The 18,422-nt window shown below is 44.1% G+C and carries 12 protein-coding genes; all 12 read left to right on the top strand.

Going from position 1 to position 18,422, the window contains the following annotated elements:
- Nucleotides 1-288 precede the first annotated feature (288 nt).
- The 12 genes from ACMXI2_RS20400 (at nucleotide 289) to ACMXI2_RS20345 (ending at nucleotide 18,422) form a co-directional block, all read left to right on the top strand.
- On the top strand, nucleotides 289-1,815 hold the full coding sequence (locus ACMXI2_RS20400; RefSeq protein ID WP_483777915.1) for a hypothetical protein: 1,527 nt from the start codon (nucleotides 289-291) through the stop codon (nucleotides 1,813-1,815).
- A 40-nt stretch (nucleotides 1,816-1,855) separates the two neighbouring features.
- Complete coding sequence (locus tag ACMXI2_RS20395) at nucleotides 1,856-2,413, top strand: TlpA family protein disulfide reductase (protein ID WP_483777914.1); 558 nt, start codon at nucleotides 1,856-1,858, stop codon at nucleotides 2,411-2,413.
- A gap of 141 nt (nucleotides 2,414-2,554) precedes the next feature.
- Nucleotides 2,555-2,797 (top strand): hypothetical protein, encoded by a 243-nt coding sequence (locus ACMXI2_RS20390; protein ID WP_483777913.1) that lies wholly within the window; start codon nucleotides 2,555-2,557, stop codon nucleotides 2,795-2,797.
- Between the two features lie 332 nt (nucleotides 2,798-3,129).
- Entirely contained in the window at nucleotides 3,130-5,817 is a 2,688-nt protein-coding gene (locus ACMXI2_RS20385) for an alpha/beta hydrolase family protein (RefSeq protein ID WP_483777912.1), read from the top strand.
- 1,322 nt (nucleotides 5,818-7,139) lie between these two features.
- Nucleotides 7,140-7,700, top strand: a complete 561-nt coding sequence (locus ACMXI2_RS20380; protein ID WP_483777911.1) for an RNA polymerase sigma factor — start codon at nucleotides 7,140-7,142, stop codon at nucleotides 7,698-7,700.
- A gap of 71 nt (nucleotides 7,701-7,771) precedes the next feature.
- The gene (locus ACMXI2_RS20375; protein WP_483777910.1) at nucleotides 7,772-8,680 is read left to right on the top strand and encodes a FecR family protein; all 909 of its coding nucleotides are present in this window, start codon (nucleotides 7,772-7,774) and stop codon (nucleotides 8,678-8,680) included.
- 17 nt (nucleotides 8,681-8,697) lie between these two features.
- The gene (locus ACMXI2_RS20370) at nucleotides 8,698-12,204 is read left to right on the top strand and encodes a TonB-dependent receptor domain-containing protein (protein WP_483777909.1); all 3,507 of its coding nucleotides are present in this window, start codon (nucleotides 8,698-8,700) and stop codon (nucleotides 12,202-12,204) included.
- A 16-nt stretch (nucleotides 12,205-12,220) separates the two neighbouring features.
- On the top strand, nucleotides 12,221-13,930 hold the full coding sequence (locus ACMXI2_RS20365) for a hypothetical protein (protein WP_483777908.1): 1,710 nt from the start codon (nucleotides 12,221-12,223) through the stop codon (nucleotides 13,928-13,930).
- 7 nt (nucleotides 13,931-13,937) lie between these two features.
- Nucleotides 13,938-15,116 (top strand): hypothetical protein, encoded by a 1,179-nt coding sequence (locus tag ACMXI2_RS20360; RefSeq protein WP_483777907.1) that lies wholly within the window; start codon nucleotides 13,938-13,940, stop codon nucleotides 15,114-15,116.
- A 50-nt stretch (nucleotides 15,117-15,166) separates the two neighbouring features.
- Nucleotides 15,167-16,228, top strand: a complete 1,062-nt coding sequence (locus ACMXI2_RS20355; protein ID WP_483777906.1) for a fasciclin domain-containing protein — start codon at nucleotides 15,167-15,169, stop codon at nucleotides 16,226-16,228.
- A gap of 10 nt (nucleotides 16,229-16,238) precedes the next feature.
- A complete protein-coding gene (locus ACMXI2_RS20350; RefSeq protein ID WP_483777905.1) occupies nucleotides 16,239-17,432 on the top strand; it encodes a fasciclin domain-containing protein in 1,194 nt (397 codons plus the stop codon).
- 12 nt (nucleotides 17,433-17,444) lie between these two features.
- On the top strand, nucleotides 17,445-18,422 hold the full coding sequence (locus ACMXI2_RS20345; protein WP_483777904.1) for a fasciclin domain-containing protein: 978 nt from the start codon (nucleotides 17,445-17,447) through the stop codon (nucleotides 18,420-18,422).

Raw genomic sequence — 18,422 nt, 5'->3', positions numbered from 1 at the left:
CTACATACAGTAAATGATCATCATTCATTGGGCTAATACCCTTGTCGTCATAGTTAATAGTATACTTAACTCAAGCTAATTTAAGTAGTATTGTGCAGCGAATTATAGGCTAGCTTGCTTTATAATTAAAGTATAGGAGTTGGTGATTAGTAGGCCAATATGAGATATTTATGAGATATTTATGAGTATTCTATTAGCGTATGTTGTGATTATAATGGTTGTTGATAAATGGATGCCAATTGGATAACCTATTTTTCAATTTATTTTGAAAATAAACTAATGTTTAATATGGGATTTAAGGATTTTGTTTTCAATAATTCACAGAATAGATGGTTTGTAATGCTTACAATTCCAATTATTCTTCTTCAGTTTATTTTTTTTAAATATTTTTATCCATTTGCTGGGTTTATCAATGGAGATTCATTTGTCTATTTAGATACGGCTTATCATAACTTGTTTATAAATACTTATCCCATTGGATATTCAAAATTTCTAAGATTAATAAGCGTTTTCACTCATTCTGATACGATGGTGGTTGCAATACAATACCTGTTATTGCAAATGAGTTCATTGTATTTTGTTTTTACGCTTTTTTATTTTTATACCCCTTTGAAGTTGACCAGGGTATTACTCTGGTTGGGAGCTATCTTGAATCCTGTATACTTATATTTGGCAAATTATATTTCGAGCGATGCCCTCTTTCTTTCAATTAGTATGACTTGGTTTACCTTACTGATATGGATAATGAATTACCCTACTAGGCGCTTGGTCGTTATAAATGCGTTGTTGCTTTTTATTGCATTCACAGTTAGGTATAACGCTCTCTTCTATCCCATTATTAGTGTTGTAGCGGTATTACTGGCAAGGAGAAAAGTATTAATGAATATTTTAGGTTTTGTTATCAGCATAGTTCTAATAGGTGCTTTTATGCAGATAACGAGTTTGAAGTATGAGAAACTAAGCGGTTATAAGCAGTTTACTCCTTTTAGTGGTTGGCAGCTTGCCAATAATGCTCTTTATGCATATAGATTTATTGATAAAGGCAAAATTAAGAAGGTGCCCAGGAGATTTCAGGAAATTGACGGGCTAGTGCGTAGTTATTTTGATTCTACTAGAGATATTAAAAAATATCCATATGAGTTGATCATGGCAGGAACTACTTATATGTGGGCTGAAAATTCTCCACTAACTATTTATATGCTAAATCAGTTCAAGAAGGATTCTGCAGCTTCTCCTTTGAAAAAGTGGGCTACAGTTGCACCTATGATGGGAGATTATGGCTCTTTTCTGATTCGCAGTTATCCCAAGGAATTTGCAAAATTTTTTTTGTTGCCAAATGCTATTAAATACTATGCTCCTCCGGTAGAGTTTCTTGATCATTATAGTACTGGGGTTGATAGTGTCAATTTATTGGCTCAAGTATGGTTCGATTATGACGGCAATAAGTTAAAGACACGGGTTAAGGATTTCAAAGTTAATACACTTAACTATTTCCCTGTTTTAGTGGGTATGATGAACGTGGTTTTGATATTAGGTATTATCAGTTTTATGTTATTGCGTGGATATACAAAGTTTCCATTACTAACAAAAGGGCTAGTATTAGTCGGTACGCTATGGTGTGTTAATTTTGGATTTAGTGTTTTTGCCTCATCAATAGCTCTTAGATTTCAGTTATTCCCAATTCTTGTTTCTCTATCATTTGCTTTCTTATTGATTGAATACCTTATTAAAGCATCCAATGATACATCTATCCATAAGCATAATGATGGCGAAATAGTTACAACGATAACAAGCATTGAAAGTATTCCATCTTAAGTAGGTTCATTAATTATCTTGATTTGCTAAACTGTATATTATGAAGCGCGGTGAACTTATTGCAATTGCTATAATTATCGTGTCTGGCGTGTTTTTATATATAGGCGTATGTAGATTGATGGGATACCCTCTTTTAAGTAGTACTGAGAAGAGGTTACAGTTTAATATTCCATTGAAGACTGGTCATGAAGGAGAATCTCTACCGTCAATTGAAATCCTTCTTCCAGACAGTTTGACTTATTTTAATGTCAGGAATGTTAAAAAAGGAAACCCTGTAGTTTTATTTTATTTCGGTACAAATTGCCCATTCTGCCATGCTCAGATGGAGGAAATTATTCAAAAGATGAACACCTTGCATAAGGTTGAATTTTATCTAATCACTACTAACCCTTACAGCGAGATGAAATGGTTTTACCAATATTTTAGGTTGGATCGTTTCCCAAATGTGACTGTTGGCGTTGACTATAAATTCGCGTTTGGCACCTATTTTCATACGCAAAAGGTACCATATACGGCGGTTTATAATGACAAATTACAGCTAAATGCAGCGTTTACAGGGAGAATCAGATATGAGCAATTAGTAGAACATATAAATTAATAATTTATTGCGCAATAAGGACTGATTTATAACCTGCTAGCGGGATCAGTCGAAATGGGGAAGCCGAAAGCCATTAAAAATGAGTAGGCACATCTTTAAAAACAAAGTTTAGCTTTTTGATTTATAAAAGCATCTATCATTATGAAAAGTGCAAAAATCGCATTATCAGTAGTAGCTGTTTTGGCAGTTATCGGTGGAGCATTGGCATTCAAGGCTAATGGAGCTCAAACCAAATTGTATTATGTAACTGCAGGTCAGACGGATTGTACTGCATCTACTACCTTTCCTTATGTAGTTGATGCTCAGGGTACATATAAAACCAATCTGTCAATTGCTCCTGTTACAGGACCTTGTCCAGCAATTACATTAAGATTGCAGAACTAATCAATTTTTAACAGTTGTGACGAATTCATAGCTTATAATTTCATGTTTTATTTATGGGTTTGTCGCGTATAATTTAGATAATAAAGCTGTCTCTAAGTTTTTATGGCTTAGAGATGGCTTTTTTTGATTTTTTTTCCTTTTATATCTTAATTGTAAAACGCATTGATAGACATCTGCTATTCTGTAATCATATTGTTTATCCTTTTTAGGAGTGTATATGTCTTATGCCCCATGACTTGTTTAATCCGATCGACTAGAATTATTTGTTGCATTCCAGTCTTAACCAGGCAGTAAGAAGCAGTCTTAACTAAGCAGTAAGAAAAAATTAAGCTATGAAGTTCATTTATTTACTTTTTCTGCATTTAATGACCTTTACTTTTTGCAGGGCGCAAGCGCCGAATTATAATAGTTATAATCATATTAAGACTCGCATTGATACTTCGATTTTTGCCAAATGGCCGACCCTTAGTCAACCTAGACTTAGTAGAAATGGTAGATATATTGGATATGTCGTTAAAATAGGTGAATCAAATATTGGGAGGTTGATACTTGTTGATTCCGTTGGGAGTTTTAGAATGGAAACCCTGATTAATGGATGGTACGTATTTACAAACGATAGCCGCTTCGTTGTTTGTCTAAATTCCCACGACAGCCTATGCATTGGAGACTTACAATCCACTGAATGGTCTTTCGTTCCCAATGTGTCCTTATTTGAGTTGATTGGACTTGAGGTTTTCTATCGATCTAAACTATCGACTGACGATCTCTTAGCTATAAATATTAAAACGGGTAAAATCAATAAATTCCTTTCGGTAAATCAATGGTTTAAAAAAGAAAATGGACAAACGGTGATAATATTGCAATCTAATAAAGATAATGAGCAAATTTTGACCATGTTGGGTAGGGCTGGTGTTCCAAAGATAGTTATCTGGAAAGGTAAAGGATTTCGCAGTTTAGTGATGGATAGAATACGAAATCAAGTGGCATTTGTCTCAGATTCTGGGGAGCATGCGGTATGGTATTTTCGTAAAGGAATGAGGCAGGCGAGACCTTTGAGTATACCTGATAGTTGTAAGTTAGAGATACAAAATATCGAGCGTTTTACTATGCAAGGAGATCAACTAATCTTAAATATGATACGTAAGACGGAAAGACACAGAGGTGATGATAATCGAATGCCTATTGTTAATATATGGAGTTATATGGATAGTGAGTTGCAGTCGCAACAAAGGCGAAGGTCGAATGATAAGTGTTATTCCGCGGTCTTTCGGATTTCTGACAATAGATTTTTTAAATTAGGTGATTTTGATGATTGGGTTTTTCTTCCAAAGCTACAGGATTCTGTAGTGTTAATTCGTCATCAATCCAGTATTGTATCCGGAACTGAAATGAATTGGAATACGAAGGGGGAATATATCTGGACTTTGGTTTCAGTTAGAAGTGGATGTAGAATTCAAATGGACAGTTGTATAGGTAACCGTAAAGTTGAATTATCGTCTTTTGGTAAGTATGCGATTTATTTTGATGCATCTCAACAACAATATTTTGTTTACAATAGTGGGACAGGGAATAGTCGTTGTATCACTAGCGGAATTAATGAAAAGTGGGAAAAGAATGTTTACCAGGGAAGTTATGGCAGGGGCGTAGCAGGATGGGAGACTGATGACGAGTCTGTATTTATTTATGGAGAACGAGATATTTGGCGAGTTGATCCATCTGGAAGAAGAGCGCCACTGAATTTAACAGAAGGATATGGTAAAAAGCATAATGTAATTTTTTTTCTTGCATTGGCTGATTATGGTTTTAGGGGTATACATAAAAATGAGCTGCTTATTTTATCGGCGTTTAATCTTGATTCAAAGGATAACGGATTTTATAAAAAGAAATCGAACGGAGATGGTAAGCTAGATTCATTAATAATGGCCCCTTATATTTTTGACATCGAGGAGAATCCTTATTTACCACCTGACTCGAATTTTCCACCCGTTGGAACAGCTGATGGTAGAATATTTCTTGTGCGAAGAATGAGTGCCACTGAATCGCCGAATTTTTTTTCGACATGTAATTTTAAAAATTTCAGACAGTTGAGCGATTTTTTTCCTGAAAAAAACTATAATTGGTATACTTCCGAATTGCATACCTGGCTATCACCAGATAAGACTCCGATACAGGGTATTTTGTATAAGCCAGAGAATTTTAATCCACAGAGAAAGTATCCTGTTATTTTATATTTTTATGAGAAAAAATCTGATGGACTGAACGCTTTTTTAACTCCTGAAATTTTAAGTGTTGGATGTGCCATTAATATACCATATTATGTGAGTAATGACTATTTGATTTTTTCTCCTGATATTGATTATAGAATTGGAGATCCAATGCAGGGGGCTTATAATTCTATAATTTCGGCTGCAAGCTATCTTGCTGATCTATCCTACGTTGATGCCAAAAGAATGGGGCTCCAAGGATGTAGTTGGGGAGGTATACAGACTAATTATTTGGTGACGCATACTAAGATATTTGCCGCAGCTTGTTCCGCCTCAGGTATTGGAAATTGGATAAGTAGCTATGGGAGTTTAGTAGGCTCTGGTGAAAGCATGCAGGGGATGTATGAGTTTGGCCAATTGCGAATGGGAGGGACGTTATGGGATAAATCTGATATTTATATTAAGAATTCTGCCATATTTAATACGAAGGATGTAAGTACTCCGTTATTGTTGATGCATACTATTAACGATGATATTTGCCCATTGGAAAATATTATTGAATTTTTTGTTTCTCTCCGTCGATTGGGAAAAAAATCTTGGATGTTAGTATATGAGGGTAATCATTCAGTATTAGGGAGAGATGCAGTAGATTTTAGTGTGAGAATGAAGCAATTTTTTGATCATTATTTACAAAATAATCCAGCACCTAAATGGATGACACGAAGCGTCACTAGAAGATATGGGATGTCGTATAATGAATTGGAATTGGACGACTCCATAGTAACACCAGGTGCTGGACTATTAAAATCTCCTTAAAATTCATATTTATTGGAGAAAGTGATTGAAAATTTATCGAAATTAATGAAAGTGATAAATTGACCTGTTTGTTTGAATATATTTGAGACTTATTTGTAATAGCTACTACTTGATCTGACAGTACAGGGATTTTTTGTTGGTTAAGTAGTAGCTAAAGTTAACACTTATTTGATTGGGCACCAAGTAAATCCCTTTTAGCTTGTTTTTTCGATTTAAAATATGTGATACGTTATCGTTTTGATAACTAGTTCGTTTATTCTTATAACTATTTTCCGTCGAGTAGAGAAAAATTATAGACGGATTCTCAATCTAATTTGTGGACAGTTTCCCGTGATAGTTGTGGTAGATAAGTATGTTATATATGTTCCTGCATAGTCTGGGATATAAATCAGTGTTGTTGGTGCTATGCAATCAATCATGCCGGGTGCCTGATAGAAGAATCTAAGGCCGATTCGATTGATTTTGTATGCAAATGCCCCGCCGATTACGCTTAGCACAACAATGGCTGTTATTGCTAATTTTACTTTGTTCATAATTTTGATGTTTATTACGAGGTTGTTCTACGATGACATTTGAGGTCCCTATTCCCGTGAGTGGTGCAATTAGTTTTTATTCAGTTCCTATCGTGTTTATTACTCTATAATGCTATTAGCAGAATTGTAGATTTATGGAGTATACCTTTCATTGTTTACAAGTATGGCCGCACAGTTATTTGTTGACAGGCTGTGTTTGAGCTTTGCGTAGAGGCATGTGTAATACTGGTCCCATTGAAGTCAACGGTATAATTCATCACGGTTGGGAGTGTGCAATTCCCATTAGTTCCATTTATAAAAAAACTGGAACCAGCTCTGTTACTTTTATAAGCCAAACTACCACCTATTAATGCGAAAAATGTGATGGTCGTTAGCATGATTTTTGCTTTTTTCATTTTTTTTCATTTTGGAAAGTTGGAAAATTGTAATTGCTTTTGCTAAAGTATTTGTATTAGTTACTGGATCTTGATCATTTCTGTTGAGGAATTTATCTTCTCCTTTATTTTTTCAAATGATAGTACAAGCTGAGGTATCGATTTTCTTATCTAAAGAGGGCTATTATTTTCGGATTTCTTTATACATATGAATTGTCTTTTCATGGAAAGTTTGACCTTACAGGTGAATAATCTCTAATGTTTTAAAACTTTTTGAATTCCATACTTTAAATTACTGATTCCCGCTGCAATTATCTCGCAATTTCTCCCCATTTCCACAAAAAAACATAACAATACCTTAAACCTCCCCCCCAACAAAATCCCCTAATTTCGCCTCGTTGCTCAAAACAATGCCATGCTGCATGCTCATGATGATATAGCGCTTATCCGTACCGGTGACACAAAAGCATTCGAAAGGTGTTTCAATCAACACTGGCCGGCGCTCTACGCCTTCGCCCTCAAAATCCTTGGCAATAAAGACGATGCAAAAGACGTAGTGCAGGGGGTATACATCTCCTTGTGGTCGCGGAAAGAAAAGCTGAATCTGAGCGGCCCCCTCGAAAACTATCTCCACCAGGCCGTCCGCTTCCAGTCTATCAAAAAGCTAAAGGAAATCATGAACCGGCCGGAGGAGCTGGACCGCGTGCAGGAGTATATCATGCCGGTGTTAAACGATATCTGGGAAAAGATGGAAACGGCCGATGTATTTAAAGAAATAGATAACCAGTTAACCACCTTACCGGAAAAAACGCGGGAAATATTCCTGCTGAGTCGCCGGCATCATTTATCTATTGCGGAAATCGCCGGGAAATTAAATCTCTCCGAAAAAACAGTAAGAAACCAGCTGCACATAGCATTGAAGGCTTTAAGACACCATATCGCAGCTGCCCTGATCCTTGCGGAAGTAATGAGTTAATAATTCCTTAACGTACTTCTTCGGGACAAACACCTCCTCCAAAGGAACATATCTATAGAAGAATGTTCCGGATGAATATCGCACAGTTTAAAAGATTGGTCAGTAATTACCTGTCGGGCAATGCCACCCACAGGGAAGCTACGCTGCTGAACACCTACCTCGATAAAGCCTGGGAGGAAAAACAGGTGCCCGCCGATGTGGAAGAGCAGCGCCTTGAGGTGTGGAATAACCTGAAAAGGGAAATCGCGCCGCCACGCATCAGGGTATGGCGGTATGCGGCTACGGCCTTAATTCTCATAACCACCGGGGCTACCTATACCTACCGGCTGGCGTTGCAGAACTGGCTGGATCCTGTTCCCATGCAAAGCATTACGGCATTGAAGTACCAGGTAAAAAAGGTAATCCTGCCGGATAGCTCGGTAGCTATTCTCAATGGAGGTACCACGCTTATTTATCCCCAATACTTCCGCGGCAAACAAAGGAACATCACGGTGAACGGGGAAGCATTCTTCGAGGTCACCCCGCAAACGGCGCCTTTTATCATCACCGGCCCGCATTTAAGCGTGAAGGTATTGGGCACCAGTTTCGTGGTGGCCGATAGTAGTGGTATCGAAAAACCAAAGGTAAGCGTGAAAACGGGTAGGGTAGCGGTTACCGCCGGTGCGGCGGTGCAGCAGCTCACGGAAAATGAGGAGCTGGTATATGACAAGGAAACCATCTATATCTATAAACAAACGGAAGTAAACACCGGGTGGACCAGCAAAAAGCTGTTGTTCAATGAATCATCGCTGAACGATGTTTTCAGGGAAATAGAGATGCTGTATGGAGTAAAAATAAAAACTGCCCCGGCTATCAGCGACCTGAAATTCACCGGCGCATTCGAGGAAACCGACACCATGAACGATATCCTGAAAGTGATATCCCTGTCGTACCGGCTAACTATTCACAAAAACAAAAACGGCATCATCGTAATTAAGTAGCATCAAACATAACGGAAATGCTAACAACCATCGGCGTACAGCTGCTGGTAACGGATCTTCTTTTTTTAAATCACAAACGAATGAAGGAAAAAATTTTACACGGATGTATGTGGGTCCTGCTATGCTTTACTTTGCCGGCAATGGCACAGGAAAGCTTCCTGCAGAAAAAGATCAGCATCAGTTTCAGGAATGAGCCCATCGCAAAATGTTTCATGACAGTGCAACAGAAGGGCGGCATTACCTTCTTCTACAATCCTGCCGATATGAAGGCGGTAGATAAAAAATATACGGCCGATCTCAATAATAAAACTGTAGCGGAAGTGATCACCTGGTTATTACAAAATACCGGGTTGGAATTTGAAGCAGTGGATGGCAGGAAAGTAGTGGTACGCAAAATCATTATCAAACAATCAACAGCGCCCCGGAAACGTACCATCAGCGGGATGGTGACAGACGCCACTAAAAACAGCCCCATCGCCCGCGCGGAAATCATGGCGCAAAGTACCGGCAGTGTAGTGATGGCCGATGAATCCGGCCGCTTCTCAGTGGAGGTAAAAGATACTTCGGATGTGCTGGTGATCTATTATGTAGGCTATGCCACCAAAATGATCAAAGCCGGCAGCGCGCCGGTATTATCGGTACAACTGAAACCCGACAGCAAAACGCTGAGCGGCGTAACGGTAGATGCCCGCCGGCGCTCCAACACGGAAGTAATGCTGCTGAACGACCGTAAAAACTCCGCCATGATCTCCGACGGGATCTCCGCCCAGAACATCGAAAAAACAGCCAGCATTACCACCACCCAGGCCCTGCAACGCGTATCAGGCGTAACGGTTACCGACGATAAGTATGTAGCCATCCGCGGCCTCGGCGACCGCTCCGTGATTGGCCAGCTCAACGGCATCCGCCTGGCCTCTTCCGATCCCGACAGGAGCGCCATCCCGCTCGATCTGGTGCCCGCCGGCCTGCTGGACAATATCACCATCTACAAAACCACTACCTCCGATAAACCTGCCGATGCCGCTGCCGGTATCGTGGAGCTCAAAACAAAGTCGGTGCCCGACCGGGAAATGCTCACCATCACCGTGCAAACGGGCATGAACTCACAAACCGGCAGCAAAGTGAACAGCTTCTATAACAGCGACATGGGCTTTCTGGGGCAAAAGGTAAAATCAAAAGGATTATCGCCGGAATTCCGGGAACTGTCCAAACAGTACCCGAACGGCCTGGGCGATATCCAGCGCAAAATCGCCAACAGCCGCAACGATCCGGCCCTGCTGGCGGAAGCCAACCGCATCAGCGGTATCATGCACGGCTTCGATCCCGTGCTCACCACAAAGTATAAATCGGCGCCGCTGAACCAGATCTATGCGGTTACTTACGGTAACAGTTATACGGTATTTAAGAAACACCAGGTAGGATTAATAGCCGGCGCCAATTATTATAACCGCACCAACGATATTTACGACGGCCAGCTCACCCAGTACAGCGTATACCAGGGCGTGTTAACAGGCAACAGCGTATTGTACAGTCCCCGTGTAATCCCTAACTACATTACCCCCAACAACATCAATCTTGGGAAGTATTTAAATTATAAGGAAAACACCGGCACACAAACACTCAACTATGGATTTTTGGGTGGACTCACATACCGCTTCAGCCCTCAGCACGAAATAAGTATGCAGTACCTGGGCAGCCGTGGTGCGGAAACACGTGCCAGCAACCTGCACGGCGCCTACGAATATACCGGCCTGCCAGGCAAGGTGTATAACCTCGTGTATTCCTTACGTCAAAGCTATCGCACACTCAACACCTTCAACCTGCAGGGCGAGCATAAGTTCACAAAAAAAGAATACGCGCCAAAGCTGAGCTACAACCTCGCTACCTCTTCGTCGGCACAGGACGATCCGGATTATCGCTTTGTAAACCTGGCAGATTATCGCATTAATGGCGGTACCAGCTACCCCGGCGTACCGGATAAACCAGGCGGTACGCCACCAAACCTCTACTCGCCCAGTCTGTATTCACTGGTGTCAGGGTATGTAAACGGATATGGCCCCTATGGCATTATCCAGGCCGATCCCAACGGCCGCCGCTTCCGTCATCTCAACGAAAATAATTACAACTATAAGGCAGATCTCACCCTGCCTTTTAAAGTGCTTAACAAAAAGCAGGAATTTAAAACCGGGGTCAACTACCTGCACCGCAGGAGAAGCTTCAATGAAAATGTGCTCTATCTCCCGGGGTCAAATTACTCCACCAACGGCGCGCTGCCTTTATATGAAGTAAGCGGCAATCTCGATCAGCTCATCGGTTACGACCGTATCGGTATCCGCCCGCAGTCGTCGTATAATGAGGAAGGCGCTCCCCGCAATGGTGGCTATCTGTACAATATCCAGAAGTCGCCCAACAACTACAAAGGCTACTACGAAACACGCGCCTTCTACGGTATGCTCGATCTGCATCTCACGGAGCAGCTGCGCCTCACCGGTGGCGTGCGTTTTGAAATGACCGACATCCAGGCGTCTGTGGATACAGCCAATGTTTTCCTCGATCCCAGTATTACTACTACCGATGCTTCCGGCAATAAAGTGAACCTGGTGTACACGGAACCAAATTCTGTCTACAAAACCGACTACGAACCTTACTACTCTGCTAACCTTACCTATACGCTGAATAAAAATATGAACTTCCGCCTGGGCTACAACACTACGTTGGCGCGGCCGGAGCTGAGGGAACTCACCAATGTATTTGATTTTGATCCTTTCCAGTTTGCACTGGTGGTAGGTAATCCTAACCTGAAAAATCAACAAACCACCAACTACGATTTTCGCTGGGAATGGTTCCCCGCACCAGGTGAGGTATTGTCTGCTTCGGTTTTTTATAAGGAGATAGATAACCAGTTAACAAAGGTGTTTAAACAAAATTCATCCGGACTGGAAGCACGGTTCCCCGAATTCCCTGCAATAGAGTTTCAGAACGATCCCAACAAAGGACGGGTGTATGGAATAGAACTGGAAGTAGTAAAAAACCTCGGCCTGCTGTGGGCGCCCATGAAAAATTTCTTCCTGGGATCCAACCTGCTGCTGGCACAAAGTGAAATTAAGAAAACGAAAGAGAGATTGGAATCTTCCCGCGCCATCGATCGCCGCGCACCGGCCAACAGCCCGCTGTTTGAACAGGCGCCGTATTCCGTGAATGTATTCGTTAACTACAACAATACTAAATCAGGCACCGATTTCACGGCCACTTTTAACATGGTAGGAGAGCGGCTTATCCAGGTAAACCTCGATGGTACGCCGGATCTCTACTCCCGGCCAAACCCGGTACTGGATTTCGTGGGCTCGCAAAAATTACTGAAACGTCTCACCTTAAAAGGCTTCGCCAAAAATATCCTCGACAGGCCCGTGGAGGAAGTATACGCGAACCCCGGCACCGGTGGTATGTTCTACGGCAAAAAGTATGTACGCAGAAGTTTTTACCGGGGAACAGAATTTATGCTGGGCCTGACTTACAACCTGTAAAACCTGAATGATGAAAATGAAAATTACATACATAGGGATGGCTGCTGCGCTCTTGTTCAGCGCCTGCAGTAAGAAATTGGACTACACTTACGATAACCGCTTTATCCAGCAACCGGTCACCGCGTCCACCGTTCGCCTGGTGAACCTCGTAGGCGCTACGGAACTGACTATCGGTGGGCAGCAGCTCACCAGCTTTATTGCGCCGGATTATGAAGGCAATTATGGTCCCAACGAAACCCGGGCTACCCGCTGGTTTCCGGAAAATGGCCGCCTCGGTACTACATTCACCATTCCTGCGGAACTGCTGAAAAATGGCCTGGCAGATAGCATCCTGTTCAGCAGCTTGTCTCCAAAACTATCAGTACCATCACCGCGTCCTTTTAGTGTACAGGAAGAGGTGAACAACCCGTCGGATTATTACTTCGTGCGCTTCCGTCCCAATGCGGCCGGTTTCACGGATTCGCTGTTCCGTATTCCCCGCGCTGTTTCACCGGCATCAGATCCGGCCGGCTTCAAAGTGCGCCTGCTTAATCTCAGTTCCTTACCGGGCAGCAATTCCCTGCCGGGTCTTTTCCGCCACGGACCAATGACGCTCACGCTGGGAGATGGTACTGCCATACCCGGTCTGTCCAGCATCATGCCCGGCGCTTATTCTGATTATGTGGAACTGCCCTACGGTACCTATCAGTTTAAAGTACTCAACAGCGAAGGAAAAGAAGTACCGGCAAGCGGAGGGTATAACTTACTCAACCCTGCCACGGGCACATTAATGGATCTGCAGGGAACGCCCGGCATCGGCGGCGGTAAAGACACCTGGCTCACGTATGCACCACTAAAAACATTCCAGCCCGGCGGTATCTATACCATCGTGGTAGGATGTAACTACGATACCAAAGTGCCTACCGGTAACCCCAACGGGGAAACTATCACTACAGAAAATAATTCTTTCCGCATCATCGCAGATATATCCGAACCGGTGAATATGACCTACGCCCGCATGCAGGGCATCAATGTAGCTGCCGGCAGGAAAATATCCTGGCAGGTAGATGGTCAACCGATGGGGGCCACACTGGATTACACCCAACAAACCACCTATAGCCGGTATATAACGGGCACGCATATAGTAAAAGCAATAGACGAAAAAGGACAGGTGCTGGCAGAACGTTCCTTACCCCTGCAGCCGGGCGATAACCTTACGCTCTGGTACTATCAGCGTAAAGATGGCACAGCTGCTATCACCTTCTCTGCCAATAACCTGAGCGGGAAATTCTATGGCGGCACGGCTACCGATAACGGTACCTACGGTATGTTCAAAGACAGCTACCCCTTCTGGATCCGCTTCATGAATTGCTGCCCCGACCTGGAAGAGGTGACCTTCACAACAGACGATGGGCAGTCTTTCCCCAATCTCACGGGTATCCCTAATCGGGCGGCGCAGCATATCGCGCTGGGAACTCCGGTAACAGACAATCCTTATGTGATGATGTATGTCAATTTCCCGCAAAGGATCCTGGCGTACGCATCGGCGCCCGGCATCCTTCCCGGCAACTGGATCCGTACCATCACCCCGCTGAACAGCCGTCAGTTTATTGCCCGCCCGGAACTCTATAAAACACCGGAGCTGCCGCAAAGTGAACCCGGCATCTATACGGTAGCGCTCATAGGCAGCACATCCGCCAATGCTACAGAAAAAGCCCGGATGATTATTGTGAAACATAACAACTGAGTTAAGTATGAAGTCGAAATATTTTTTGCTGCTTTTATGTGCAACCGCCCTGCTCTTTAACAGCTGCCGCAAAACGGATTATGCCACCTTGAACAGCCCGGCGTATCTCCGCGTGTTCAACTGCCTGGAGTACAACGCCACGCTCGATAATAAAGATGTGCCGGTGCCTTTCCTCGTGTTCCTCGTAGATCCCGTAATGGATGATGCAGGCGTGCCGGTCAGCGCCGCTATCACCGGCGATTTCCTGGATCGCCGCAGCGAATGGGCCATGCCTTACCCCGATGCCGCCAGCAACGTGATCTGGCAAAAGGAATATCCAGGCACCAAAAGAGTACTGGCTGGTCCTATCTTAAATGGATATGATCTGTCCAGCTGGGCGCAGGTACCGTCAGGAAAACATCACATCGTTTTCCGTACCCGGCCACTGAACAACACGCCTTACTTCGAACTGGATAAACTGGAAAGAGGCGTTACACTGATCGATACCACCATCGATCTCACCGCGGGCGAAGTATATACCATGCACGCACTTATTGCGGAATATACAAGCCAGCAGCCGTTTATGTACCTGCGCCAGGAAACCTTTACCAAACAACCGTTTGCGGATTCAATGGTGTACGTGAATTTTTACAACCTCAGTTCTAAAAACTGGTACCGGCTGTCGCCCAATGAAATCACCAACCAATACCTGGTGAGTACCAAGCTGCAGGATACCATGCAGGTGTATTATTCACTGAATAAAAGAAAGGATGCCATTCTCACCCCTTTACCGGGTTACAGGGGCGTGCCGATGGGGCAAATCATACATTCCCTGGAACCGCGTGTGGCGCCGTATTACAGCTTCCCGCTGTTTGCAGATACCAGCGGCAATAAAATTTTTACAGGTAACATGAGCCAGCAGTTCGGATTTTTTGGAGCAGGCTTTTCCCCGGAAAACCTCGGCTATCCCGACTTCCTGCCGGTAGGCGCCTACTCAGCGCTTATCCTCGGCGATTACGGCGATGCCGGCAAAACATCTTACCTGCCTTTCAAAATAAGAACAGACCTGCGCACAGGACTCATCGTCAGTATTCATTCCGGTACCACCAACCCACGCTCTTTTGCTACGGTAAATACCATTGAATACATCAACCGCAAATTTTATGTAACCACCATCCAGCGGAAGTTTGCGCCGCCTGTTTATTAACATCTTATTGTATGAATATGCTGAATATAACTTTTAATAGATTTAGGGAGATGATGGGACTGCTGTTAGTGTTGCTGATGGCAGGGTGCAGTAAAGATGACCTCATCCCCCCGGTAGATAAAACCACGATACCCCGCAACATGGGCGTGTTCATTGAAAATAACTACGACCTGAGCCTGTTAAGCGCCGCCCTCAAAAAAACCGGTTTGCTGGATTCATTAAACCAGCCGGGAGCCATCACGCTCTTTGCGACGGATAACGCGGCCTTTAACAGGATAGGTATCAGCACACCCGCAGAAATAGACCGTATGGACGTGGACAGCCTGCGGTTTATGCTGCGGTATCACATGATCCGCAACCGGTATTTTATTACCACCTTCCCGAAACAGATGGATAATAAATATCTCTCCCTCACCGGCGATGCGCTCTATGTGTCTGTGGATAAACAGGAACAATTTATTAAAGACGACATCTTCACATTTGTGAATGGCGCCTACATCATGACCGGCGCCAAACGTAATATCGCATTGGCCAACGGGGTAATCCACATCCTCGCCAAACCATTGCAGTATAAAAAAGAAACGGTACAGGACTATATCTCCAAAGATACCAGTCTTGCCCTCTTCGCCGCCGTCATGAAACAGTTCAATCTCTGGGATGATCTGAAAACAAAAGATCCGCTTACCTTATTCGTACCGGATAACAACGCTTTCCTGAAGTACGGCTTAACAGCGGAAAAAATTGCCACCCTGAAATCCGCGGATTATAAACCGCTCACCTTCGGCATCTATGCCCTCATGATGCGGCCCATGCATATTTTTTCCACGGATGGCTATATCCTGTCCGGCACCAATGTATATGGCGCCAATACTATCTACTTCAACGATACCTATGGTATCACCCCCGGTTATATGCGGAATAACTACCTCGGCACAGAGGAGTCGGCGGTCTACATCGGCAAAAGAGTGGGCGTAAACTGGGGATCAAACGAAGAAGGACCTGCCATAGTACAATATAAAGGCGGGCTCACAAATGCCGATCACCTGTGCAGCAACGGTATTGTGCATGTGATAGACGACCTGGTGTTTAACCCGGATTTAATGAAGCAATAAAATGAATCAGATGAAATTACAGATACACGTACTCTTATTACTGTTACTGGTGGTGGCCGGTTGCCGCAAACAGGATATTGAACCGGAGCCGGTGGGCGACCCCGTGCCCCATGAAGCCGGCCCGGATAAAACCTGGCAACAACTGCTGGCCACTTCTCCGTATACCCGTTTCCGTGAGGCATGGCAATTATCCGGTATGGATGAAAAGGTAAGGCAATCCGGATCGGGTTTTCACACGGTGCTGGTACCCACAGATAGAGCTTTTGATGAAGCCGGATGGACCGCCGCAAAAATAAAGGCCGCCACTAAAGAAGAACTGGATGAACTGCTCACCATATATGTGATGCCTGCCCGCCTCACACCGGAAAGCATTGCGGCAGTACCCGGCAACACGCCCGGCGCCACCCTGTCGGAGCGCTCAATGGCGGGCCGGGACAACTGGTACAGCAAAAACTATATCGATTTCCTGTTCCTCGGCAAACACGGCGACAGCCTCCTGGTAAACGGCATTGCCCAGGCAAAATGGGGCCAATCCCGGGAAGCTACCAACGGCCTCATTTACCCGCTGGAACATTGCATCGCCAAACCACAGCAAACGATGTGGGAGTACATCAGCACAGAGCCCCGCTTCAGCCTCTACAGGGATGCATTGCTCGTCTGCGATAGCCTCTATAACTCCGTTTGGATGAACCTGGGCGTAATGACCGTACTGCAATCGTCAGAAGCGGTGGCACAGCTTACCCTGTACGCACCCAACAACGATGCGTTTATAAAGAATGGGTTTCATAATGCAGATGATATTCTGAACTATTGCCTGCGCTCATGGCCACTGCCGCCCGCTGATTATGATGAAAATATGTACTACCAGCAGCCGGTGATAGCAATCGATTCTATTCTTTTTGCACACGGTTTGGAAATATACGCTGCCTTGCAGCTGACCGGAGACGCAAGGATAGGACCAGTGTACTTCTCCAACGATCTCGCCGATAACGCGCAGGGGCTCAGCGGAATGATGATCCAGAAAGGACAGGTATATAGCGGCCCGCCGGTATACATTAGCCTTGATTTTATCAGCAACAACGGACAACCCGGCGTAAAAAGACGTGGCGTAAACACACCATACACCGGTCTTAAAAAGAAAGATATCCGTGTGCTCAACGGCGTGATCCACGAAGTAGATGATCTGTTCAAATTGCCCAACTAAACAAACGTACCCATGAAAATATTGAAGTATACCGGCGTGTTGTTAATGTTACTGTCGGCCTGTACAAAAGACGATGATAAGGTGGCCGGTACGGACGAAAACAACCGCCTCACCTACGTCATCGACGATAACAAATTTAACTTCTCTGCTTTCAACACTGCCCTGGGCAGAACCGGTTACCGCACCACACTGGCCGGCCCCGGTCCATATACAGTGATGATACCGGATAACAACGCCTTTTTAAAAGCAGGCTATCCCACTGATCAGTCGGTGTTGGTAGAAGACGGCGCCATTCTTAACAACCTGGTCTCTTATCACGTCGTAAACGGGGTATGGGAACTGAACAAACTACCGTTTAAGTTCAACCAGGAAATTACCGCTATCACGGGCGCGAAGATGTTCGTTACCCACTGGGTAAAAGGAACAGATACGCTGCTCACCATCAACGGTACGCCATTACTCGCCTACAACCTGCCCGCCAGCAACGGCGTAATACAGGTGCTGGATAATGTGCTGCAGCCATTGGTACATAAAACATTGTCGGACGCCATCTCTTCAGATACCTCGCTCACCTTCCTGAACGTAGCACTGCAACAGGCAGGGATGAAACAGCTGCTTACTACCGGTAACACCTACACTTTTTTTGCACCTTCCAACACAGCTTTCCGCAGCGCAGGTTTTTTTGCTGCAGATAGTATCAGCGCAACAGATCCCGCCATACTGCGGGAGTTATTGCAATATCATCTGTTCTCCGGCAGGAAATTCATATACGATTATATCCTCACCACCGGTGAATCCGATCAAACAGAACAGGCCATGCTCAACGGCAACAACGTGAAAATCAGCCTGCTGAAATCCGGTGTGAAATACACAGGTATCAGCATCGCCGGCCCCGGTAATGCCGCGGCCGCACAGGTGAAGAAAGCCAACGTTATGGCCGGCAACGGGGTACTCCACATCATAGACCAGGTATTAAAAGAAAATCAGTAG

It is taken from the genome of Chitinophaga sp. G7 BAM 1005 (assembly GCF_057126945.1).
This window is presented reverse-complemented; position numbering and strand designations above follow the sequence as displayed.